The sequence below is a fragment of the Streptomyces sp. NPDC031340 genome (genome assembly GCF_055569945.1).
Genome location: NZ_JBVIIE010000080.1, coordinates 12798 through 34118 on the forward strand (window position 1 = coordinate 12798; position 21321 = coordinate 34118).

The following is a 21321-nucleotide window of genomic DNA, read 5'->3' on the forward strand; positions in this document are numbered from 1 at the left end:
CTCCGGTGGTGCCGGGTTCAGTCGCGGACCAAGAGGCCTGTCCGGCGGATCGAGCACGGCCGGCGGGCCGGCCGCGGCTCGTCAGGGCTGGGGCGCGGACGGCGACGCCGCGGGCGCAAGGGCGTACGTGCCGATCAGACCGGTGTCGGCCGTCAGCGGCTCAGCGGGTTCAGCGGCGAAGGGCCGACCCGGGTGACGCGGGTGGCCCGTCAACGGCATCCCCTTCTCGTTCGTGTGACCCGGGCCGCGGGAGCGTCGGCCATTGGGGTGACAGCCGGGTCGGAGGCAGCCGCCGCGTCGATAGATTCCCGCCGTGACCACAACCCCACGTGCGACGCCGTCCCTGCGCACCTCCGATCTCGGCAAGATCGTCGTCATGGCCTGGAACCGCCCGACCGAGCGAGGTGACCTGCCCTACCTCCTCGCCTGCTCCCTCGGGAAACACGGGGCCCGCCGGAGCCACGAGGGCGAGGAGAGCCACGGCGACGACACGGACGGCGCGGGCACCACGTCGGCCGCCGTCGAGCAGCTCCTGCTGAGCGCCGGACTCACCGTGGGCGGCGACGTCGTCGACGCGACCCGGCGATCGGACCTGCCGGTCAGCCTGCTCGTGGTGCCCGGGTCGGCCGTCTTCACCGTGCCGCACATCACCATCCAGTTCGTGCCGCCGGAGGGGTGGTCGGCCGCGGCCGAGAAGCACGGGATCGCCTGCCTGGTCTTCACCACGCGCCCGTGGACCGGCGGGGATCCGAGTGACTACCGGACCCTGGCGGCCTTCGCCAACGCCGAGGAGACCCTGAAGGCGTCGGCGCGGGTCATCCTGCCGGCGCGCGGCCTGCGCGGCTGACCGCCGGCCCGGGGGCGGTTCCGTTCGCTGCGGGCATCGGCCGGCCGTTGTTTACTGGCTATGAGCGGTGACCGGCAGGCACGCCCTGCCGGGGCGACCGGAGCGGTGCGGCCGGAGCCGGGTGACGACGGCCACCGGCTGCTCACACCCCGCACCCGCGCACGCACGGGCCGAGCGGCACGGGCGGAGCACGAGGGGCACCCGGCATCGAGCGACACCTCGCCGGGACCGGAAGAGGCCGGCACATGTGGCCGGCCGGCCACGATCGCCCCGCCGAGCGCCGACCGGGCCCGTCACCACCTCGAAAGGAAGAGCGAATGACTCAGAACCAGCCTGGAGAACCCAACGCCCCGCTCGGACCGGAGGCCCGGCTGAGCCGACTGGAAGCACAGGTCGCGACCCTGGCCGAGGCCGTACGGGTACTCGCCCGTGGCCTGGAGAACGTGCCCTCCCAGGAAGTGGCGCCCGAGGAAGCCGCACGCGGCGCCCGGTTCGCCCACGAACTCCTGCTCTCCCAGGGCCTGTAGCCGCCCCGACCTCAGGGACCGCAGCCGCCCCGGCCCCAGGGCCTGCGAGCCGCCGCCCCGAAGCGCCGGACCACCGGGAGTCGCAATGACGCACGCACCAGGACGTGAACCGATCGTGGCCGGCCTCGACCCCGATCCCGGCAGACGCGTCGCGCTCGCCTGGGCCGCCGACGAGGCGGCCCGACGGCACCTGCCCCTGCTGCTGGTCCTCGCGCAGAACGTACCGACCCCCGGGTACCGGCCGAGCGGCGGGCTGCCGTCCTGGGAGGAGTGGAACACGGCCCTGCACGCGACGGGGGACCGCGCGCTGCACGAGGCGGTGGCCTTCGCCGAGTCCCGGCATCCGCGACTGCGGGTGACCGGGCTGCTGGCGGAGGGACATCCCGCGTGGGTGCTGCGCGAGCAGGCCCAGCACGCCACCATGGTGGTACTGGGTTCCTGGCACCTGAGTGCCCTGCACGAGCTGTTCGCCTCCACCGCGGTCGCCCTGCCGCTCATCGCCCAGGCCCCCTGCCCCGTGGTGGTCGTGCCCGAGGGGGAGCACGTCACCCAGGAGCCGCCGTACTTCGTGGTCGGGGTCGACGGGAGTCCCCAGTCCGCGGCCGCCGTCGACTTCGCCTTCGAGGAGGCCGGCCTGCGCGGCGCGGTCCTGCGGGCCCTGTACGTGTGGCACCCGCCGCGGCTCGGTGTCCTGGACGAGGACGCGGCCGTAGAGGAGTGCCGTCGGCTGCTGTCGGAGACGGTGGCCGGGCGCACCGCCGCCCATCCCGAGGTGGAACTGCGTCACGAGCTCGTCCACGGCCACCCGGTGCAGGTCCTGGCCCAGGCGGCCGAGCACGCCCTCGGCCTGGTCGTGGGCACCCGCGGGCACGGTGGCTTCACCGGCATGCTGCTGGGCTCCGTAAGCCAGGGCGTGCTGCACCACGCGCGCTGCCCGGTCATCACCGTCCCCCACACACGGCAGCGGTGACCCCGCGGCTCCGGCCGGCGCCGCCCGTCACTCCGTCCGGGCGACGAGGAAGTCGGCGCTGCCGGACAGCGTGGCGAGCCGGGGCGTGTCCTCGTCCTCGATGCGCACGCCGGACCGCTCGCTGAGGACCTCGACGAAATTCAGGAAGTCCAGCGAGTCCATCTCCAGTACCTCGCGGAACCTGTCGTCAGGGCCCAGGGCGGCGACGTCGGCGTCGGGGATGACGCGGGAGATCGACTCCCTGACCATGTCCAGTGCATCGGTTCGGTTCATTTCACAGCTGCTCCGGGTTCTGCAGGAGGTGGGTGACCGACGTGAGGTAGTGGGCGCCGATGGCGCCGTCCGTCGCCCGGTGGTCGGCCGCGAGGGTGGCCGTGACCACGGGCCGCACGCCCAGCAGCCCGTCGACGGCGCACGGCCGGTCGACCACCCGCCCGAAACCGACCAGGGCCACCTGCGGCGGGTAGATCACGCCGAAGACCGTCTCCACGCCCTGATCGCCGAGGTTGGTGACGGTGATCGTGGCGTCGGACACCTCGGAACCGCGCAGCCTGCCCGTACGGGCCCGGGCCACCAGGTCCTTCAGGGCGGTCATCAGCTGCGGGAGCGCGAGAGTGTCGGCGTGGTGCAGAGCGGGGGCCACCAGTCCGCCGCCGCGCAGCGACACGGCCACGCCGAGGTGGACGTCCTCGCCCGCGGTGAAGTGGTCGTCGGTCCAGAAGCCGTTGAGCTCGGGCACCTCCCGGGCCGCCAGGGCGGCCGCCTTGAGCAGCAGGGCCGCGGGGAGCAGCCGTTCGCCGACCGGACGTAGCCGGTTGCGCTCGCGCAGCCAGTCCATCGCCGCGGCCATGTCCACGGTCGTGGAGAGGTAGTAGTGCGGGATGTCCCGGTTGGCGCGGCTCATCAGGCCGGCGATCACCTGCCGCATGGCCGCCGCCCGGTCTCCGGCGGGACGTGCGGAAGGGCGCGCGGCGGGGCGTACGGCTTCGGCGCCCGCGGGCGGGGCCGAGGGCGCCGGGCCGGGGGTTGCCGGGCCGGGAGCCGCTCGGCGTACGTCCGCGGCACGCACGGCCGACCCGCCGCCCGTGCCCGTCACCGTGGCCAGGTCGACGCCCAGTTCGGCGGCGAGCCGCCGGGCGAACGGGGTGGCCCGCACGCGCGGTGCCCGGGGAGCGGCCCGGGCGGCCGTCGCCCGCTCGACGTCGGTCCGGGTGACGCGCCCCCCGGGGCCGGAGCCGTGCAGGGTCTCCAGGTCGACGTCGCCGTGTTCCGCGAGATGCCGGAGCAGAGGGCCGGCCTCGAGGTGACCGGGCAGCCGATCGGCGGGCGGCACCGGCCCCGGTACCGGCATCGGCTCCGGCACGGGCGCCGGAACCGGCGCGGCGGGTCCGGGCGGCGGGGACGGGCGCTCGGCGGGCTCGGCGGGTGCTACGGGCTCGGAGGGCGCGGCGGGTTCGGAGGGCGCGGCGGGCGCGGCGCCCTCGGCGGGCTCGGCCTTCCTCGGCGCGTGACGGACCGGTCGTCGCTCCTCCGCCGTCCCGGCTTCCGCGGGGGCCTCGGGTCTCCCGGCCTTCGCCGCCTTCGCCGGTTTCCTGGGCTTGTGCGGCCTTCCCGCGCGCTCCGCTTCCGCGGGTTTCTCAGCCGTCGGCCCGATCAGCGCCAGCGGCGTGCCCACCGGCACCGTCGTGCCGGGCTCGACGAGCAGCTCCGTCATGGTCCCGGTCTCGAAGCACTCCACCTCGATGGTCGACTTGGCGGTTTCGACGACCGCGACCGGGTCGCCCCGGTGGACCGGGTCGCCGGGCGACACCAGCCATTCCAGGAGGGTGCCCTCGTCCATGTCCGCGCCGAGGGAGGGCATCGTGAACTCGGCCATGATCAGTCCACCGCCCGGTGGGCCGCCGCGACGATGTCGGCGGACTGCGGCAGGGCGGCCTCCTCCAGCCGCCGGGCGTACGGCATGGGCACCTCGGCGCTGCACACCCGCTCGACGGGCGCGTCCAGTTCGTAGAACGCCCCTTCCGTGATGCGGGCCGACACCTCGGCGGCGAGGCTTCCCGTCCGCCATGCCTCGTCGATGACCACCGCACGGTGGGTACGGGCCACCGAGGCGACGACGGCCGCGTCGTCGAGGGGGCGGAGCGTGCGCAGGTCGATCACTTCGGCGCTGATGCCCTCGGCGGCCAGTTCGTCCGCCGCCGCGAGGGTCTTGGGCAGGCAGCCGCCGTAGGTGATCAGGGAGATGTCGGTGCCGGGGCGGCGGACGGCGGCGTGGTCGAGGTCGACGGGCGCGGTGGGCGGGAGGAGTTCGCCGGAGACGTTGTAGAGGCTGCCGTGTTCGAAGATCAGTACCGGGTCGGGGTCGGCGAGCGCGGGGGCCAGCATGTGGCGGGCGTCCTCCAGGGTGGCGGGGGCGAGGACGCGGATGCCGGGGATGTGCGCGTACCAGCCCTCCAGGCTGTGCGAGTGCTGTGCGGCGAGCTGCCGTCCGGCGCCCGTGGTCATGCGGATGACCAGGGGCACCGGCAGCTGGCCGCCCGACATGTGCAGCAGGGTGGCGGCGTTGTTGAGGATCTGGTCGAGGGCGAGCAGGCTGAAGTTGACGGTCATGATCTCGACGACGGGCCGCATCCCGGCCAGCGCGGCACCGATGCCGGCGCCCACGAAAGCGGCCTCCGACAGCGGGGTGTCGCGGACGCGTTCGGGGCCGAACTCCTCCAGCAGGCCGAGGCTGACGCCGAAGCAGCCGCCGTACCGTCCCACGTCCTCGCCCATCAGGAAGACCCGGTCGTCGGTGCGCAGGGCCTCCCGGAGCGCCTCGCGCATCGCCTCCCGGTAGGTCGTCTTCGCCTCCCGCGTTCCGCCTCCGCCCATGGTCAGCCCGCCGTCTGTGCCGGGGCACTGGTGACGTGGCGGAGCAGGCTCTCCACCGGTTCCTCGGGGGCGTGTTCGGCCGCTTCCACGGCGTCGTCGATCTCGGCGGCGATCCGCTGTTCGATCCGGGAGAGTTCCATGTCGCCCGGCTCACCGGCCAGTTCGCCACTCTCCCGCATGCGGTCGGTGAGCAGACCGATCGGGTCCCGCTCCTTCCACCGCTCGACCTCCGCCTTGGCGCGGTAGCGGTCCGGGTCGTACATCGAGTGGGCGCGGAAGCGGTAGGTGCGCAACTCCAGGAAGTGCGGCCCGGTGCCGGCCCGGATGCCCTCGACGGCCCGGCGGGCGGCCTGCTCGACGGCCTCGACGTCCATGCCGTTCACCGCCCAGGCAGGCATTCCGTAGGAGGCGGCGCGCATCGCCAGGTCGGTCTGCGCGTGCTCCCGGGCCAGCGCCGTGCCCATGGCGTAGAGGTTGTTCTCGCAGACCAGCAGCAGCGGCAGCTTCCACAGGGCCGCCAGGTTCGCGGTCTCGTGGAACGCGCCCTCGGCGAAGGCGCCGTCGCCGAAGAAGCAGCAGGTGACGCCGGCCCGTCCCCGCATGCGGTCGGCGAGCGCGAGTCCCGCGGCGAGCGGAAGCCCGCCGGCGACGATCGCGCTGCCGCCGTAGAAGCGGCGGCTCGCGTCGAACAGGTGCATCGATCCGCCCCGGCCGCCGCTGCAGCCGGTCGTCCGGCCGTACATCTCCGCCATGAGGGCCTCGGCCGTGATCCCGCGCGCCAGGGCGTGACCGTGTTCCCGGTAGGTGGAGACGACCGCGTCCTCGGGGGTCAGCGCCTCGTTGACGCCGACGGCCACGGCCTCCTCGCCGATGTAGAGGTGGACGAAACCGCGGATCTTCGCGGCGCTGTAGAGCTCCACGCAGCGTTCCTCGAAGCGCCGGATGCGCAGCATCGCCTCCAGCAGGTCCCTGCGGTGTCCGGTCCTCGCCTTCTCCCGGTCCGCGGCGGACTTCACGGCGGATGTCGCGCCGGCGGACGTCGCGCCGGATTCCCCGACCGGCTTCGCGGCGGACCGCGCGGCGGGCTTCGGGTGCTCCGGGTCCGTCCGCGCACGGGTGCGGGCCACACTCATGAGGGTCCCTCCAAGGTCGACAAGTCGCCGGTGGGCAGTCCGAGTTCCCGGGCGCGCAGCAGGCGGCGCATCACCTTCCCGCTGCGGGTCTTGGGCAGGTTCTGGTCGAACGCGATCTCCCGGGGAGCCACGGCGGGGCCCAGCTTGCGGCGGCCGAAGGCGAGCAGGTCCCGTTCCAGGTCCGGGGTCGGCTCGACACCGGGGCGCAGCGACACGAACGCCTTGACGATGTTCCCGGCGACCGGGTCGGGCCGTCCGATCACCCCGGCCTCCGCCACCGCCGGGTGTTCCATCAGCGCGCTCTCCACCTCGAACGGGCCGATCAGATGCCCGGCCGACTTGATGACGTCGTCGGCCCGCCCCACGAACCAGTACCACCCGTCCGCGTCCCGGCGTACCAGGTCACCGGTCAGGTACCAGCCGTCGGCGAAGGCGGCGTCGTAGCGCTCCTTGTCGTGCAGGTAGCCGCGGAACATCGACGGCCAGCCCGGACGCAGCGCCAGCTCACCCTCGACATCGGGTTTCCGCACCTCTCTGACCCTGCCGTCGACGACCATCGCCCGGCCGTCCTCTCCCTGCTCCAGCACGGTCGCGTCGACGCCGGGCAGCGGCCGTCCCATCGAGCCGGGCCGTATCTCGCACGCCGCGAAGTTCGCGATCATGATGCAGCCGGTCTCGGTCTGCCACCAGTTGTCGTGCACCGGGAGGCCCAGCACGTCGCGGCCCCACACGACGGCCTCCGGGTTGAGCGGCTCGCCGACGGAGGCGATGAACCGCAGGGCCGACAGGTCGTAGGAACGCGGCAGGTCGTACGGGCCCTGGCGCGGAGTGGCGCGCATCAGCATGCGCAGCGCCGTGGGGGCCGTGTACCAGACGGTTACCCGCTCCTGGCCGAGGATCCGGTACCAGCGCCGGGCGTCGTAGTCGCCCTCGTCCACGACCACCGTCACGCCGTGGGCGAGCGGGGCGACGATCCCGTACGACATGCCGGTGACCCAGCCGGGGTCGGCGGTGCACCAGTACACGTCCTCGGGGTGCAGATCGAGCGCGTACGCGGCGGTGGCGTGATGGGCGACGACGGCCTCGTGGACGTGGACGGCGCCCTTGGGGGTGCCGGTGGTACCGCTCGTGAAGTGCAGCAGGGCCATGTCGTCGGGCGAGGTCGGCGGGACGGTGAAGGTGTCCGGGGCGGCGGACAGCAGGTCGTCGAAGGACGTGGTGCCGGGCAGGTCCTCGGCGCCCGGGCCGGTGATCAGGACGTGTTCGAGTCGGGGAAGCGACGCCCGGCGCTCGGCGACCTTGCGCCGGTAGAGGGCCGCGGTGGTGACCAGGACCCGCGCGTCACCGAGCCTGAGGCGCTGTTCCACCGGGTCGGGGCCGAAGGCCGAGAAGAGCGGACACAGCACGCTGGTGTTCTTCAGCGTGCCCAGCACCGCGGTGTAGAGCTCGGGGCAGCGGCCGAGCAGGGTGAACACCCGGTCGCCGTGGCCGACGCCGAGCGAGCGCAGGACGTTCGCGAAGCGGGCCGTACGGCGGGCCAGTTCCGCGTAGGTGACGGTGGTGACGGTGTCGTCCCGGGCGACGCACCGCAGCGCGGCCTTGTCCGAGAGGTCCGAGGCCGCGTGCCGGTCGACCGCCTCGTGGGCCATGTTGAGCCCGCCGCCGGGCAGTCCGGCCAGTGCGGTGCGCGCCTGCGACCAGGTGAACGCGGAGCGTGTCCGGTCGTAGTCGGTGAGACGCGGAGCGACGACCGGTGCGGTGTCCTTGTGGATCGTTTCCCAGTGCATGGGCGCTCCTCCCGCCACTGCCCCCGGTCTCCAGAGTCGCCGAGCCCGGCCCCGGCTGCACCTCGGCCGGAGGGATCGGTCACCGGGCCACGCCGGCGTCCGGCCCGGCAAGGCCGGACGCCGGCCCCCGCGGGGACCTTCGGCCCTGTACCGGGCCGCTCCGCCGTTCGATGGTGGGACAGAGCGGTCGGGGAACGGCCGGAGGCCGGCTTCGGTGGGCGGGCTTGCTCCTGTGGTGCCGGACCGGAGAAGGCACGCGCGCGGGGACGCCGGAAGAGCCGGAAGAGACCGAGAAGGCACGCGCGCGGGGACGCCGAGAGAGACCTGGTGGAGCCCTTGTGGTCCGCGTGCTTCCGCCGGTGACGGACGGCGCGGCCGGGCGAAGGCCGAGGAGGTGCCGACCATGTCCGATGCGACCACCACCGACCTGTACGAAGTGACGATGGCCATGTCCTATCTGCGGGAGGGCATGACCGGCCCGGCGACCTTCAGCCTCTTCGTCCGCGAGCTGCCTCCCGAACGGGGCTTCCTGGTCGCCGCGGGGCTGGAGTCGGCCCTGGACTACCTGTCCGGCCTGCGGGTCGGCCCCGAGGACGTCGACGCCTTCGCCTCCGCGCTGCACCGGCCGCCACGGGATCTGGAGCCGCTGCTCGGCCTGGAGTTCACCGGCAGCGTGCGGGCGGTGCCGGAGGGGCGGATCGTGCTCGCCGGAGAGCCCCTGCTGGAGGTGACGGCGCCGCTTCCGCAGGCGCAACTGGCCGAGACGTACGTGCTCAACCAGCTCAGCCACCAGACCACGATCGCCTCGAAGGCGGCGCGCTGCGTGCTCGCCGCGGCCGGGCATCCGGTCGTGGACTTCTCGCTGCGGCGCACCCACGGCACGCGGTCCGGGTTCCAGGCGGCCCGTCTCGGTGGGCTGGTCGGCTTCGCCGGGACGAGCAACGTGGCCGCGGCGACCGCCGTGGGCATGCCCGCGGTCGGCACCATGGCCCACTCCTACGTGGAGGCGTTCGCCACGGAGGAGGACGCGTTCCGCGCCTTCGCACGCTGCCACGCCGGTCCGGTGACCTTCCTGGTGGACACCTACGACACCGAGGAGGGCGTGCGCGTCGCGGCGCGCGTCCTGCGGGACCTGGACCGCGGCCCGGGCTCGGCCGTACGACTGGACAGCGGCGACCTCGGGGCCCTGGCGGTGCGCGCACGGGCCATCCTCGACGGCGAGGGCCTGCCCGACGTACGGATCACCGCCAGCGGCGGCCTCGACGAGTACGCCGTGGACGACCTGGTCCGCCGCGGCGCGCCGATCGACGTCTACGCCGTCGGCACCCGCGTCGGGGTCTCGGCCGACGCGCCCTTCCTGGACTCCGCCTACAAGATGGTGGAGTACGACGGCCGGCCGGTGATGAAGCTCTCCTCGGCCAAGGTGACGGCACCGGCCCCGAAACAGGTGTTCCGCCGCCCCGGGTACACCGACGTGATCGCCCTCGCCGACGAGCGGCCGCCCGACGACGGCAGACCGTTGCTGGAGACGGTGATGCGGGACGGGCGACGCACCGGCCACCGGTCCACGCTCGACGAGTGCCGGCGGAGATTCGCCGCGGACCTGGGTGAACTGCCGGCGGCGGCCCGCCGCGTCCGGGCGCCGGCCGCGCCGCGCGCGACGGCCTCCGAACGGCTGGACGCACTCACCGTCCGCGTCCGGCGCGCCATCGAGGAGCGGGTGTCGGCCGGCTCCGCACACCCCCGGCCGTCAGGACGCTGATCCCGGCCTCCCCTCCGCGTGGCGGCGATGAACCGGTACGCGCGTGCCCCGCATCGCGACCCGCCTCGCGCCCCGCGAAGACCAACCCCCGGAGCGGGCCGGCCCCTTGGGCCGAAGACACCGACCCGACGATCACTGGCCGAACCGGGGAAGATCGTGATTTCGTTTTCCGCGCTGCCGGGCGAACCGTCGCCCGGCAGGCGTGTGCGCCCGGGGGGGGCAGTGGCCGGGCGGTGTCGGGTGTCGAGGCGGGGAGTGGGCGTGGAGAGCATCACGAAGAACCGGCAGTCGCCGGAGGTCCTGCGGGCCATGGTCGAGCGGGCCTACGGCCCGGACCGTACGCCCGTGGGCGAGGGGTGGGTGAGCGAACTGGGTCACGGCATGTTCAACGTCGCCTACCGCGTACGGCTGCGGGACGGCTACCAGGCCGTCCTGAAGATCGCGCCTCCGCCCGAGGTGGAGGTGCTGACCTACGAGCGCGGCGCGATGGGGATCGAGCTGGCGACGCTGGACCTGCTCGCCGAGCACACGTCCGTGCCGGTCCCCCGCGTCGACTTCGCCGACCGGAGCCGCGAACTGTGCGGCGTGGACTGGTTCTTCATGCCGTTCGTCGACGGCGACAACCTCGGCGTCGTCGGCCCGGAACTGTCGGCCGGGGAACTGGCCGCCTACAAGGAGCAGGTGGGCGCGGCCAACCGCGAGATCAACTCCGTGCGCGGCACGGCGTTCGGACCGCTGGCCGGCCCGGGGGACGCCTCCTGGCGCCGGGTGTTCACCGGCATCGTCGAGGACGTGCTGGCTGACGGCGAACGCCGCCGGGTCGATCTGGGCTGGGACTACGACACCGTGCGCGAGGTGCTGGCCGAGCACGCCGCGAGCCTGGACGAGGTGAGCGAGCCGCGGCTGGTGGAGTGGGACCTGTGGGACGGCAACGTCATGGTCCGCGACGGGAGGATCGCCTGCCTCATCGACCATGAGCGGGCCTTCTTCGGCGACCCGCTCATCGAGGTCGGGTTCGCCGGCACCCAGCTGGCCGGCTTCGGCGACCCCACCCACTTCATGCGCGGCTACGGGCACCCCCCGCTGACCGAGACCGAGAAGGTGCGCCGCCGCCTGTACTGCCTGCACCTGATGCTCGTCATGGTGATCGAGACCGTCTACCGGGGCCACACCGACCCCGCCCCGTACGAGTGGGCGCGCGGACAACTGGCCGAGATCATGGCGCAGCTGGGCCGCACCGGCCGGTGAGAGCACCCCTCGCTCAAGGACATGTCCGGCGGAGCGGGGTGCGGTCCGGCTCTTGCCGAGCGCCCCTCCGCTGCCCCATGCTCTGCGCGACCCCAAGCCCGCACCTACGACCGTCCGGGACACCGATGCAGCAGCAGAGCCCCGCCCCCGACCCCCGCGGCCCGGGCCGTACCGCGGCGCGGTCCGGCGCCGAGAGCGACGGGCCCGCCGGAGCCGGGACGGCGCTGCCCCGCGCCGTGCGGATCGGGTACGGGCTGGGCTCCCTGGCCACCGGCGCCTTCGGCACCGTCCCCGGACTGATCCTGCTGTACTACCTGACCGACGTGCTGGCCGTACCGGCGGCGGTCGCCGGCGCCGCGGTCTTCCTGCCGAAGGCGTGGGACGTGCTGATCAACCCGCTGGTCGGTGCCGCCGCCGACCGCAGCCGCGCCCACAGCGGCTCGCGCCGTCCGTTCCTGCTGGCGGGTGCCCTGACCCTGCCGCCGCTGTTCGCGCTGATCTTCGCCGCTCCCCCGCTGCACGGCACGGTCGCCGCCGGTTACGTGTCCGTGCTGTTCCTGCTCGCGGCGACCGCGTACGCCGTGTTCCAGGTGCCGTACGTGACGATGCCGGCCGAGATGACGGAGGATCCCGGCGAACGCGGCCGCGTGCTGGGCTGGCGGGTCGGCTTCCTCGGTGTGGCCATCCTGCTGTCCGGGGCGCTGGCGCCCGCCGTCGCCCACGCCGACGGGGACACCCCGGCCGGCTACCGGGCGATGGGGGTGCTGGTCGCCGGCTTCCTGGCGGCGGGGATGCTCGGGGCCTGGCGCGCCACCCGGCACGCGCCGGTCGTCGCGCGCAGTGCGGCGGAGGGGTCGCTGCGCGCACAGCTCGCGGCGGCCCGGGACAACCGCGCCTTCGCGCACCTGGCCGGGATGTGGACGGTCCAGGCGCTCGCAGTGGGCGTGATGCTCGCCGGGGCCCAGTACTTCGCCACGTACGTCCTCGGCTCGGCGAGCGCCGTCACGCCGTTGTTCGCCTGCATGATCGGCCCGCTGATCCTGGTGACGCCGCTGTGGAACCGGCTCGCCCGCGCCCGCGGCGCCGAGTACGCCCAGTGGTGCGCCTCGGTGCTGTTCACCGCCGCCGCCGTGCTGCTGTTCGCGACGCGGTACACGCACCTCGCGGTCGGGTACGCGGCCGTGGCATTGGTGGGGGTGGCCTACGCGGGGCTCCAGCTGCTGCCGTTGACGCTGCTGGCGCAGACGCAGTCGGCGGACACGGCGCGGACCGGGCGGCGCCGTGCCGCGACCTTCACCGGAGTGTGGACGGCGGCGGAGACACTCGCGATGGCCACCGGGCCCGCGGTGTTCGCTCTCGTCCTGGCGGCCACGGGGTTCCGTTCCTCCGACGCCGACCAGGAGGTGGCGCAGCCGGCCGCGGCCCTCACCGGCATCGCCACCGGGATGAGCCTGCTGCCGGCGCTCCTCTCCCTGGCCGCGCTCTGGCTGTTGCGCCGCTACGGGCAGGAGTCCGCCCGGCTCGCCCGCGAGGCGCCGCGGGGCGAGCCGGACGATTCCGCGCCGTCCGCGGACGCCGCGGACGTCGCAGCCGTCACCTCCGTCACCTCCGGCACCTCCGGCACCTCCGTCATGGAGTCCCGCACGCCGGACCCCGCCCGCACACAGGAAGAGAGACACCGTGCCCCCTGAGTCCGCAGCCGATCGCGTCGCGCAGACCGCTCCGCGGGCTGCCGCGCCGACCGCTGGGCAGACCACCGAGCGGCCGGCCGAACAGCCTGCCGGGCAGACCACCGCGCAGTCTGCCGGGCCGACCGCCTCCGCGCTGCCCACCGGCCGCCCGGCCGAGGCGCTGCTGGCCGAGCTGCGCGAGTTGCGTGCGGGCGACGCCCCGACCCGGGGCGGCCGGACGTTCGCCTACGTCTACGACGCCGGGCTGCCGGAGGCCGACGAGCTGGCCGCCACCGCGTACGGCGTCTTCGCCACGGTCAACGGCCTCGACCCCACGGTCTTCCCGAGCGTCGCCCGGCTGGAGAACGACGTGGTCGGCGCGGTGAACGCGGTGCTGGGAGCACCGGGCGCGCAGGGCAGTTTCACCAGCGGCGGCACCGAGTCCATCCTGCTGGCCGTGAAGACGGCCCGCGATCACGCGCGGGCCGTCCGCGGGGTGACCCGGCCTCAGCTGGTGCTGCCGTCCACCGCGCACGCGGCCTTCCACAAGGCCGCCCACTATCTGGGGCTGGAGACGGTGGTGGTGCCCGTCGACCCGGTGACGTTCCGCGCCGACGCGGCGGCCGTCGCGGACTCGCTGACCGACCGTACGGTGCTGGTGGTCGCGTCGGCGCCGTCGTACGCGCACGGCGTGACGGATCCGGTGACCGAGATCGCGGCGGCCGCCGCGGCGCGGGGTGTGCTGTGCCACGTCGACGCGTGCATCGGCGGCTGGTTCCTGCCGTTCCTGGCGCGCACGGGCCGTACGGTCGAACCGTTCGGTCTCTCGGTACCCGGAGTGACCTCGGTCTCGGTGGACCTGCACAAGTACGGCTACGCCGACAAGGGGGCGTCCGTGGTCCTGTACCGGGACGCCGAGCTGCGGCGCCACCAGTACTTCGCGCACGCGGGGTGGCCGGGCTACCCGGTGGTGAATCCGACCGTGCAGGGCACCAAGTCCGGCGGGCTGCTGGCACAGGCGTGGGCGGTCCTGCACCACCTCGGCCACGACGGCTACACCGAGCTGGCCCGGCAGGTGGCGCGGGCGGCCGACCGGGTGCTGGCCGGACTGCGTGCCACGGACGGGGTCCGGGTGCTGGGCGAACCGGCGGGCAGTCTGGTCTCCTTCACGGTGACCGGCGCCGACGGCACCGGCGATCTGGGACGGACGCTGCAGGTGGCCGACGAGATGCGCGAACGCGGCTGGTACCTCCAGCCGCAGCTCTCCCACGACGGCCTGCCCCCGAACCTGCACCTGACGCTGACCCCGGCGACCGGCGGCCAGGTCGAGACGCTGCTCGCGGATCTGTCCGAGTCGGTCGCGGCGGCGCGTGCGGGCGAACCGGTGACCGTAGACCCGGCGCTGGCGGAACTGGCCGCCACGCTCGACCCCGACGCGCTCACCCCCGAAGAGGTGGCGGGCGTCCTGGCGTTCGCGGGCCTGGGCGGCGGGGAAGGGCTGCCGTCGCGGACGGCACCGGTGCTGGTGCTGCTGGACGCGCTGCCGTCCCGGCTGAAGGAGCGGCTGCTGACGGAGTACATCGGTTCGCTCTTCCGCGTCTGAGCGTGAGCGGCACGAGTGCCCCCGTCCGATGGACGGGGGCACTCGTCGAACGCGCCTTTTCCGTGTTGTGCGTTCAGCCGGGCCGATCCGGCAGCTCACACCTGCTACGCGTGGACGTGATGACGTCCGCGGCCGTTCCCGCGGCCGGTGATCAGCCGGTACAGCGCGAGCAGGATGACGGAGCCGACAATGGCCGCGATCCAGGTGGAAAGATCGAAGAAACCGTCGATCGAGTCGACGCCGAATATCACCTTGCCGAGGAATCCGCCGAGCAGTCCGCCGGCGATACCGATGAGCATGGTGATGATGATTCCGCCCGGGTCCTTGCCCGGCATGAGCGCCTTGGCGATGGCGCCCGCGAGCAGGCCGATGACTATCCACGCGATAATGCCCATAGCAGAATGTCTCCTTGCTGTCGGTTCGCCGAACGTGTTTCCCGGCAACACACGGCCAAACCGGCGGAGTAGGAAACCGATAAGAACTCCGGCCGCGTCGACGCGTCGGCAGCAGGCTGCTTCGCGAGCGGGTTGACGGGCAGTCAGCGCGTCGCCGGTGACGCCGGTACGTGGACTTCACCCGCGACAAGCGTCTGTCCCGCCTGCCCGTGCCCACTCTGGTCCTTGGGGCGCCGAAGCCAAGGTCAACAGGCGCGGGCGTCCGGGACTGCTGATCGCGTCCTCCGACGCCGGCGGCTCCGGTACCTCGCGACACGGTCGCGATACACCCTTTCGGAGTACGTTCCGTTGCGGCGAGGGTGCCGGGTGGGCGCATGGTGGGAGCAACGCCGGGTGGCACACCCGGGGAACACATGCTCGGGGGCACACACGCAGCGCGAACGACGAGGTGAGCAACATGGCCGCACCCACGACAGTCCGCGAGTCACTGGTGCTGAGCGAGAGGGACAACGACGGGCACTTCCCGGTGCCGCCGGAAGGGCAGATCACGGTGGCGCTCGAGGAGAACGGCAGCACGGGCTACTTCTGGGACTACTCGACGTCCGTCGAGATGGAGAAGGTGTTCGACGAAACCGCGGTCCGCTTCCCCGGACGCGTCGGATCACCCGGCGTCCGCGTCTTCTCCTTCCGGGCGCCCACCGCGGGCGAGGTGGACCTGAAGTTCATCAAGCACCGGCAGGGTCAGTCTCCGACCGAGACCGAGACGTTCCACATCCGGGTCGTCCGGTAGCGCGCGAATCCCGCGTTACGGCGGACGCCCCGCCGTGTCCGAGGCAGTCAGGCACCGCCTGGCTGCCTCGATCCACGTGACGAACGGCCGTCCGGAGCAGGGGAAGCGGCGCCGACCTCCCCAGGCGTTGCGCCGCACTCCCCTGCCGCTCGCTGCGTGTACCCGTCCGCGACGCCTGTACACACGGCCGGCCCGAACGGGATGAGGGCGTTCGCGCGCACGGCGTTCGCGGACGCCCGTCAGGCGTCGTCGTCCGGCCAGCCCAGGAGCCGGGCGCCGATCACCGCCGTCTGCAGGGTGTAGCGGTGCACGGGGTCGGCCGGGTCGGCGCCGGTGAGCTTGTGGATGCGGGCCAGGCGGTAGGTGAGGGCGCGCACGCTCAGACTGAGACGGCGGGCCGCCTCCGCCGCGACGCAGCCCGCGTCGAAGTAGGCGGTCAGCGTGTCGACGAGCGGCCCGGCGCCGCCGCGTGCCGTCCGCAGCGGGCCGAGGGTGTTGTCGACGAGGTCGACCATGGCCTGCCGGTCACGGGTCAGCACCGGGTAGACGAGCAGATCGGCATGGCGCAGCACCGGTTCCCGCAGGTGCAGCCTGTCGGCCAACTCCAGGGCGTTGAGCGCCTCTTCGTAAGAGTGCACGACTCCTCCGGCGCCCGGGTGGGCGCGCCCGATGGCGACCCGGCCGCCCCCGGTGGCCGCGTGGGCCTGCTCGGCGAAGAAGGTCAGGACGTCGTCCTGGTCCCCGGGGGCGATGCAGACCAGCCGGCCGTCCTTCGTGGTGAGCAGGATGCGCCGTTCGCCGAAGCGGCCGATCACGGCGCTCTCGACCTGCCGGGTGGCCGGGTGGGTGTCCTCGACCGGATCCCCGCCCTGGGCGACGGCGACGGCGTGGGCGCGCGCGAGGAGCAGCCCGAAGCGTTCGGCGCGTTCGGCCAGGCGGCCGAGATCGCTGCGGCCGTAGAGCAGGTCGTCGACGAACTCCCGGCGCATGGCCTCCTCCTGCCGCACGGCGAGCCGCTGAGCCCTCTCGTGGCCTTCGGCGAGGGCGTCGATCGCCTGCTCGACGGCGGCGAGCACCACGTGCCCGTTCGCGGCGGACAGGGCGGGCCACCGCTCACGGGTCACGGACAGGTGCCGGCGGACCAGGGCCCGCAGTCCGAAGCCCGCCTCGGCGGCGGCCTCCCCGCGCGTGCGCAGCGCCTCCAGTTCGTCCCGTGTGAGGCGGCGTCCCGTCGCGGACGCGTCGGCCACCGTCCGGTCGTAGTCCTCCACATACTCGTCCGGGATCTCCCGCCCTGTCACCGGTCCTCCTGTGTCCTCGGCGCGTGTCCTGACGTCTGTCCTACGCCTGTCCTGACGCCTTTCCTGACGCGTGTTTCCGGCGCGAGTCCTCGGCCGCGCCGCCGGCGTGTGTCCGGCACGGGCCGGGCAAGCCTGACAGACCTGCCGCGACCGCCCGAAGCGCCGCTGCGGGAGATCATCGCAGGCCGCCCTCGCCGTTCCGGCACCGCGGTCCCCGGCGGCAGGTGAGTCGTCGTCCGGCATCGACGAGCCGCGAAGACTGCCGGAACACGGCAATGCGCTGTGAGCATGCCACGTCGAAGATGGTGGTCGGCAGAAACAGGGGGAGATTGCGGTGGGGGGGGGGGGGGGGGGGGGGGGGGGGAGGGGGGGGGGGGGGGGGGAGGGGGGGGGGGGGGGCCGCCCGCCCCCCCCCCCCCCCCCCCCCCCCCGGCACCGGCTACCAGAACGCGGCCCGGGGCCCCCGGCACACCCCGCGGCCCGGTCCACAGGAGCAGTCGATGGTCTTCTTCCTCACGCCTCTCGCCGTCGCCGTCATGATCGTCGCGAGCGGTACGGCGGTGCTGGTCCGCCGGGACCGGCGGCTGATGGGGCCCGGTCGTGACACCGTACGCCGGGCCCGTGCCCACCAGCGGCGGTTCCTGCGCGCGGGCGACTGAACCGGGCCGCCCGGCGCGGCTACAGCGTCCGCTCCAACCGCTCCGCCACCGCCTTCACGAACCGGGCCGGCTCCTTCGGCTGGCCGCCCTCCGCGAGCACCGCCAGGTCGCGCAACAGGGCGGCCGTCTCGACGAGTTCGGCACGGTCGTCGCGTTCCTGGTAGGCCTTGTTCAGGTGTTGCACGAGCGGATGGCCGGGGTTGAGTTCGAGGATGCGCTTGGTGGGCGGGACCTCCTGGCCCATCGCCCGGTACATGTTCTCCAGCGCCGGGGTGAGGTCGTGGGTGTCGGAGACGACGCAGGCCGGGGAGACGGTGAGCCGGGTCGACAGGCGGACGTCCTTCAGGTCCTCCGCCAGCTGCTCCTTCATCCAGCCGAGCAGACCGGCGTACTCCTCGGCCCGCTTCTCCTTCTCGCCGCCGTCCGCCTCTTCGCCCGGCGCGGCGTCGAGGCCGGTCTCGCCCTTGGCGACGGACCGCAGCCGCTTGCCCTCGAACTCGCCCACGGCGTCCACCCACACCTCGTCCACGGGGTCGGTGAGCAGCAGGACCTCGATGCCGCGGGCGTGGAACGCCTCCATGTGCGGCGAGTTCTCGATGCTCTGCCGGGACTCGCCGGTCATGTAGTAGATGTCGTCCTGGCCGTCCTTCATCCGCTCCAGGTAACTCTGCAGCGTGGTCGGCTCGTCCTCGGAGCGCGTGCTGGCGAAGGACGCGACGGCGAGCAGGGCGTCGCGGTTGTCGGGGTCGCTGAGCAGGCCCTCCTTCAGCACCGCGCCGAACTCCCGCCAGAACGTGGCGTACTTCTCCGGGGACTTGGCCCGCATCTCCTTGACCGCGGAGAGGACCTTCTTGGTCAGCCGGCGCTGGATCATCCGGATGTGCCGGTCCTGCTGGAGGATCTCGCGGGAGACGTTGAGCGAGAGGTCCTGCGCGTCCACGACGCCCTTGACGAAGCGGAGGTACGGCGGCAGCAGCGCCTCGCAGTCGTCCATGATCAGCACGCGCTTGACGTACAGCTGGAGGCCGCGCCGGAAGTCCCGGGTGAACAGGTCGGCGGGGGCGTGCTCGGGGAGGAACAGCAGGGCCTGGTACTCGAAGGTGCCCTCGGCCTGGAGGCGGATCGTCTCCAGGGGGTCCCGCCAGTCGTGGCTGACGTGCTTGTACAGGACGTGGTACTCGTCGTCGGAGACCTCTTCGCGCGGGCGCGCCCACAGGGCCTTCATCGAGTTCAGCGTCTCGGGCTCGGGCGTGTCCTCGCCGTCGCCCGGCTTGGGCACGAGCCGGATCGGCCAGGTGATGAAGTCGGAGTACCGCTTGACGATCTCCTTGATCGTCCAGACGGAGGTGTAGTCGTGCAGGTTGTTCTCGGGGTCGGCGGGCTTGAGGTGCAGCGTGACGGCGGTCCCCTGCGGCGCGTCGGCGACCGTCTCCAGGGTGTACGTCCCCTCGCCGCGCGACGACCAGCGGGTGCCGTCGCTCTCCCCCGCCCGCCGGGTCACCAGGGTCATCTCGTCGGCCACCATGAAGCCGGAGTAGAAGCCGACGCCGAACTGGCCGATGAGCCCCTCGGCCCCGGCCGGGTCCTGCGCCTCCTTCAGCTCCTCGAGGAAGGCGGCCGTGCCGGAGTTGGCGATGGTGCCGATCAGCTTGCCGACCTCGTCGTACGACATCCCGATGCCGTTGTCCCGCACGGTGAGGGTGCGGGCGTCGTCGTCGATCTCGATGTCGATGTGCGGGTCGGACGTGTCGGCTTCGAGGCTGTCGTCGCGCAGTGCGGCCAGGCGCAGCTTGTCGAGCGCGTCTGATGCGTTGGAGACGAGCTCCCGCAGGAAGACGTCCTTGTTCGAGTAGACCGAGTGGATCATCAGCTGGAGCAGCTGACGGGCCTCTACCTGGAACTCCAACGTTTCGGTCGGCATGGTTCGCGTGTCCCCCACAGGTCACTTGGTCGCCGGAACAGGTCAAGTGAAGTCACTGTAAAACACCGGGTCAGGCACGCAGGGGCATTGTCCCGGGTACGACGGCGGCGCCACTCCGGCCAGGCTCCGCCGCCGGCCCGCGTCACGTCTCCCGCACCGGCGCGTACTGGGCGGCCGGCACGCCGAAGGTCCAGGCGACGCCCGCCCTGGCGGTCGGGGTCGAGGGGGGTACCCGGAGCCAGTAGGTGCGCCGGGTGCCGTCGGGTTCCGGCGTGGAGTTGAGCACCTCGACCATCACCACGGGCTCGTCGCCGGCCAGGTCGATCCGCCACAGGGTGCCCGTCTCGTCCTGGTGCACCGGCCGGGCCCCCGAGTCCGCGAGGTAGCGGTCGTATCCGTAGTACTCCAGCATCACCCGTCGCAGCTCCGCGTTCTCCTCGGAGCGGATGCGTTCCGGTGTCAGCGAGGGCAGTTCCGCGACGAAGGCGGGCGGCACGGGCATGCCGCGCCAGGCGTGCAGGGCGAAGCCGTCGGGGTAGGCGAGTGCCGGGCCGGTCCCGCAGTCGAGCCGGCCGGCTTCGTCGCGGTGCAGGGCCACGGGCCGTTCGGACACCACCGCCACCCGGCCGTACGGCCACCACCAGCCGGCGCTGCGGCTCACCTCGGCCAGCGCGCCGAGCGGGCCGCCGTCGGCGGGGAACGCGGCGAGCCACGGCGCGTCGTGCTGTCCGAGCACGGCGTCCAGGAGGAGCAGCCGGACCTCCGCGGCCTCCCTGCCCCTGTCCCGGCCCACGAGTTCGTCGAGCAGCCCGGCGGTGATCCGGTCCACGAGGGCCTGGACGGACGCCCACAGCCGTTCCCCCGTCGCCGCCCAGTGCGCCGACCAGCCCGCCGTTCCGAGTTCGGCGTGCAACCGGCGTCGCTCCCGAGCCCAGGGAGCGGTGCGCACCGCCTCGCGCACGCTGGGTCCGCGGTCCGGGAGCTGTCGTATCAGCGCGATGGCCTCGCGCGGGGACCCCGCCCAGACCACCTCCTCCGGTTCCGCGAGCCCCGCCCGCCGGTACGCCCGCCGGACGCCCGCCTCGGCGGCCGCCCGGTCGGCGGGGACGGTCGCCCACGCGCACGCCCGCCACGCGTCGAGACCGTCGGCGACGGCGTCAGGCGCCGCCGCCCCGTCGACACCCGTCCCGTCGATGCCCGTCACGTCGACGCCCGTCACGTCGACGCCCGCCCCGTCGGCACCCGTCCCGTCGGCACCCGTCCCGTCGATGCCCGTCACGTCCGTCCCCGTCCCGTTCATGTGCCCCTCCACGAAGTTCCCGTCCGTCATTTCGCCTTCCCTCACGCGTTGTTCAGTCGGCGACGATCCGGACGGACCCGGGCACGTACTCCCGCTGCCTGATCACCCGGTACCAGCCCTTCGGCAGCGGGATCACCGCGTGCTCCTCGTGCACCACCCGGCCGCCCTGGGGAAGGTGGAGCAGCAGCGGCCCGAGCGGCCCCGGCTCACGCACCAGCTCGCCCGGCCCGACGACCGCGTGGGCGTGGCCGGTGACCTCGCCCAGCGCCAGCACCAGCCGGCCCCGCCCGTCCCGCCGCTCCCGCGGCGCGTGCGCCACGTGTGCCGGCACCGCTTCCTCCGCCACGGGCACGATCAGCACGTCTCCCTGCCGGTACATGGCTCTCCCCTCACCGCCGGGTGCACAGCGCACCGGCCTCATGACCAAGACCGTAGAGGCCGGCACTGACATTGATAGTGGTACGCAGGTTCCGGTGGTCGTGGCTCGGGCACTGACTGACGCCCTGCTGGGTTGTCCTCCCGTTGTTCTGTCCG

General features: G+C 73.4%; 19 protein-coding genes. 9 read left to right on the plus strand and 10 right to left on the minus strand.

Annotated features, from left to right (window positions below):
• Positions 1-313 precede the first annotated feature (313 nt).
• From ACZ5GT_RS37650 to ACZ5GT_RS37660, 3 genes are all read left to right on the plus strand, one after another.
• The gene (locus tag ACZ5GT_RS37650) at positions 314-847 is read left to right on the plus strand and encodes a DUF5949 family protein (protein ID WP_469035604.1); all 534 of its coding nucleotides are present in this window, start codon (positions 314-316) and stop codon (positions 845-847) included.
• Between the two features lie 317 nt (positions 848-1164).
• A complete protein-coding gene (locus tag ACZ5GT_RS37655) occupies positions 1165-1374 on the plus strand; it encodes a hypothetical protein (protein WP_469035606.1) in 210 nt (69 codons plus the stop codon).
• An 85-nt stretch (positions 1375-1459) separates the two neighbouring features.
• Positions 1460-2344, plus strand: coding sequence for a universal stress protein (locus ACZ5GT_RS37660; protein WP_469035608.1), 885 nt, complete (start codon positions 1460-1462; stop codon positions 2342-2344).
• A 27-nt stretch (positions 2345-2371) separates the two neighbouring features.
• Here ACZ5GT_RS37660 and ACZ5GT_RS37665 read toward each other — a convergent pair whose 3' ends face one another.
• Genes ACZ5GT_RS37665 through acsA form a run of 5 tightly spaced genes read right to left on the minus strand, consistent with a single transcriptional unit; the run spans position 2372 to position 8138 of the window.
• Positions 2372-2617 (minus strand): acyl carrier protein, encoded by a 246-nt coding sequence (locus ACZ5GT_RS37665; RefSeq protein ID WP_469035609.1) that lies wholly within the window; start codon positions 2615-2617, stop codon positions 2372-2374.
• Between the two features lies 1 nt (position 2618).
• Entirely contained in the window at positions 2619-4220 is a 1602-nt protein-coding gene (locus ACZ5GT_RS37670) for a 2-oxo acid dehydrogenase subunit E2 (RefSeq protein ID WP_469035611.1), read from the minus strand.
• Between the two features lie 2 nt (positions 4221-4222).
• Positions 4223-5218, minus strand: coding sequence for an alpha-ketoacid dehydrogenase subunit beta (locus ACZ5GT_RS37675; RefSeq protein WP_469035613.1), 996 nt, complete (start codon positions 5216-5218; stop codon positions 4223-4225).
• Between the two features lie 2 nt (positions 5219-5220).
• Positions 5221-6351 carry a pyruvate dehydrogenase (acetyl-transferring) E1 component subunit alpha gene (gene pdhA / locus ACZ5GT_RS37680; RefSeq protein ID WP_469035616.1) on the minus strand — a complete coding sequence of 377 codons (1131 nt, stop codon included), beginning with the start codon at positions 6349-6351 and terminating at the stop codon, positions 5221-5223.
• Positions 6348-8138 (minus strand): acetate--CoA ligase, encoded by a 1791-nt coding sequence (gene acsA / locus ACZ5GT_RS37685; RefSeq protein ID WP_469035618.1) that lies wholly within the window; start codon positions 8136-8138, stop codon positions 6348-6350. Before acsA ends, pdhA begins: the two co-directional genes overlap by 4 nt.
• A gap of 403 nt (positions 8139-8541) precedes the next feature.
• On the opposite strand from acsA, the gene ACZ5GT_RS37690 reads away from it, so the two are divergent.
• The 4 genes from ACZ5GT_RS37690 to ACZ5GT_RS37705 all read left to right on the plus strand — a co-directional run bounded on the left by ACZ5GT_RS37690 (position 8542) and on the right by ACZ5GT_RS37705 (position 14421).
• On the plus strand, positions 8542-9900 hold the full coding sequence (locus tag ACZ5GT_RS37690) for a nicotinate phosphoribosyltransferase (RefSeq protein WP_469035620.1): 1359 nt from the start codon (positions 8542-8544) through the stop codon (positions 9898-9900).
• A gap of 261 nt (positions 9901-10161) precedes the next feature.
• Positions 10162-11148: a phosphotransferase family protein gene (locus ACZ5GT_RS37695; RefSeq protein WP_469035622.1), complete on the plus strand. Its 987-nt coding sequence runs from the start codon at positions 10162-10164 to the stop codon at positions 11146-11148.
• A gap of 125 nt (positions 11149-11273) precedes the next feature.
• The gene (locus tag ACZ5GT_RS37700) at positions 11274-12839 is read left to right on the plus strand and encodes an MFS transporter (protein ID WP_469035625.1); all 1566 of its coding nucleotides are present in this window, start codon (positions 11274-11276) and stop codon (positions 12837-12839) included.
• A 133-nt stretch (positions 12840-12972) separates the two neighbouring features.
• Positions 12973-14421, plus strand: coding sequence for a pyridoxal phosphate-dependent decarboxylase family protein (locus ACZ5GT_RS37705; protein ID WP_469035645.1), 1449 nt, complete (start codon positions 12973-12975; stop codon positions 14419-14421).
• 104 nt (positions 14422-14525) lie between these two features.
• Here ACZ5GT_RS37705 and ACZ5GT_RS37710 read toward each other — a convergent pair whose 3' ends face one another.
• Positions 14526-14816, minus strand: coding sequence for a GlsB/YeaQ/YmgE family stress response membrane protein (locus ACZ5GT_RS37710; protein WP_469035627.1), 291 nt, complete (start codon positions 14814-14816; stop codon positions 14526-14528).
• Positions 14817-15273: 457 nt separating this feature from the next.
• Here ACZ5GT_RS37710 and ACZ5GT_RS37715 point away from each other — a divergent pair, with 457 nt between their 5' ends.
• Positions 15274-15606 (plus strand): protease inhibitor I42 family protein, encoded by a 333-nt coding sequence (locus tag ACZ5GT_RS37715; protein WP_469035629.1) that lies wholly within the window; start codon positions 15274-15276, stop codon positions 15604-15606.
• A gap of 239 nt (positions 15607-15845) precedes the next feature.
• Here the strand turns inward: ACZ5GT_RS37715 and ACZ5GT_RS37720 are convergent, their stop codons facing one another.
• A complete protein-coding gene (locus ACZ5GT_RS37720) occupies positions 15846-16907 on the minus strand; it encodes a PucR family transcriptional regulator (RefSeq protein WP_469035632.1) in 1062 nt (353 codons plus the stop codon).
• Positions 16908-17407: 500 nt separating this feature from the next.
• Here ACZ5GT_RS37720 and ACZ5GT_RS37725 point away from each other — a divergent pair, with 500 nt between their 5' ends.
• Entirely contained in the window at positions 17408-17566 is a 159-nt protein-coding gene (locus ACZ5GT_RS37725; RefSeq protein WP_469035634.1) for a hypothetical protein, read from the plus strand.
• A 19-nt stretch (positions 17567-17585) separates the two neighbouring features.
• Here ACZ5GT_RS37725 and htpG read toward each other — a convergent pair whose 3' ends face one another.
• The 3 genes from htpG to ACZ5GT_RS37740 form a co-directional block, all read right to left on the minus strand.
• Positions 17586-19487 (minus strand): molecular chaperone HtpG, encoded by a 1902-nt coding sequence (gene htpG, locus ACZ5GT_RS37730; RefSeq protein WP_469035636.1) that lies wholly within the window; start codon positions 19485-19487, stop codon positions 17586-17588.
• A gap of 142 nt (positions 19488-19629) precedes the next feature.
• Entirely contained in the window at positions 19630-20817 is a 1188-nt protein-coding gene (locus ACZ5GT_RS37735) for a DUF6745 domain-containing protein (protein WP_469035638.1), read from the minus strand.
• A 22-nt stretch (positions 20818-20839) separates the two neighbouring features.
• A complete protein-coding gene (locus ACZ5GT_RS37740) occupies positions 20840-21166 on the minus strand; it encodes a hypothetical protein (protein WP_469035641.1) in 327 nt (108 codons plus the stop codon).
• Positions 21167-21321 lie beyond the last annotated feature (155 nt).

Excerpts from the sequence above, each read along its gene's own strand:
- ACZ5GT_RS37655 (WP_469035606.1), top strand. The coding sequence starts at position 1,165 with ATGACTCAGAACCAGCCTGGAGAACCCAACGCCCCGCTCGGACCGGAG.
- ACZ5GT_RS37660 (WP_469035608.1), top strand. The coding sequence starts at position 1,460 with ATGACGCACGCACCAGGACGTGAACCGATCGTGGCCGGCCTCGACCCC.
- ACZ5GT_RS37665 (WP_469035609.1), bottom strand. The coding sequence starts at position 2,617 with ATGAACCGAACCGATGCACTGGACATGGTCAGGGAGTCGATCTCCCGC.
- ACZ5GT_RS37670 (WP_469035611.1), bottom strand. The coding sequence starts at position 4,220 with ATGGCCGAGTTCACGATGCCCTCCCTCGGCGCGGACATGGACGAGGGC.
- ACZ5GT_RS37675 (WP_469035613.1), bottom strand. The coding sequence starts at position 5,218 with ATGGGCGGAGGCGGAACGCGGGAGGCGAAGACGACCTACCGGGAGGCG.
- pdhA (WP_469035616.1), bottom strand. The coding sequence starts at position 6,351 with ATGAGTGTGGCCCGCACCCGTGCGCGGACGGACCCGGAGCACCCGAAG.
- acsA (WP_469035618.1), bottom strand. The coding sequence starts at position 8,138 with ATGCACTGGGAAACGATCCACAAGGACACCGCACCGGTCGTCGCTCCG.
- ACZ5GT_RS37690 (WP_469035620.1), top strand. The coding sequence starts at position 8,542 with ATGTCCGATGCGACCACCACCGACCTGTACGAAGTGACGATGGCCATG.
- ACZ5GT_RS37700 (WP_469035625.1), top strand. The coding sequence starts at position 11,274 with ATGCAGCAGCAGAGCCCCGCCCCCGACCCCCGCGGCCCGGGCCGTACC.
- ACZ5GT_RS37710 (WP_469035627.1), bottom strand. The coding sequence starts at position 14,816 with ATGGGCATTATCGCGTGGATAGTCATCGGCCTGCTCGCGGGCGCCATC.
- ACZ5GT_RS37715 (WP_469035629.1), top strand. The coding sequence starts at position 15,274 with ATGGCCGCACCCACGACAGTCCGCGAGTCACTGGTGCTGAGCGAGAGG.
- ACZ5GT_RS37725 (WP_469035634.1), top strand. The coding sequence starts at position 17,408 with ATGGTCTTCTTCCTCACGCCTCTCGCCGTCGCCGTCATGATCGTCGCG.
- htpG (WP_469035636.1), bottom strand. The coding sequence starts at position 19,487 with ATGCCGACCGAAACGTTGGAGTTCCAGGTAGAGGCCCGTCAGCTGCTC.
- ACZ5GT_RS37735 (WP_469035638.1), bottom strand. The coding sequence starts at position 20,817 with ATGACGGACGGGAACTTCGTGGAGGGGCACATGAACGGGACGGGGACG.
- ACZ5GT_RS37740 (WP_469035641.1), bottom strand. The coding sequence starts at position 21,166 with ATGTACCGGCAGGGAGACGTGCTGATCGTGCCCGTGGCGGAGGAAGCG.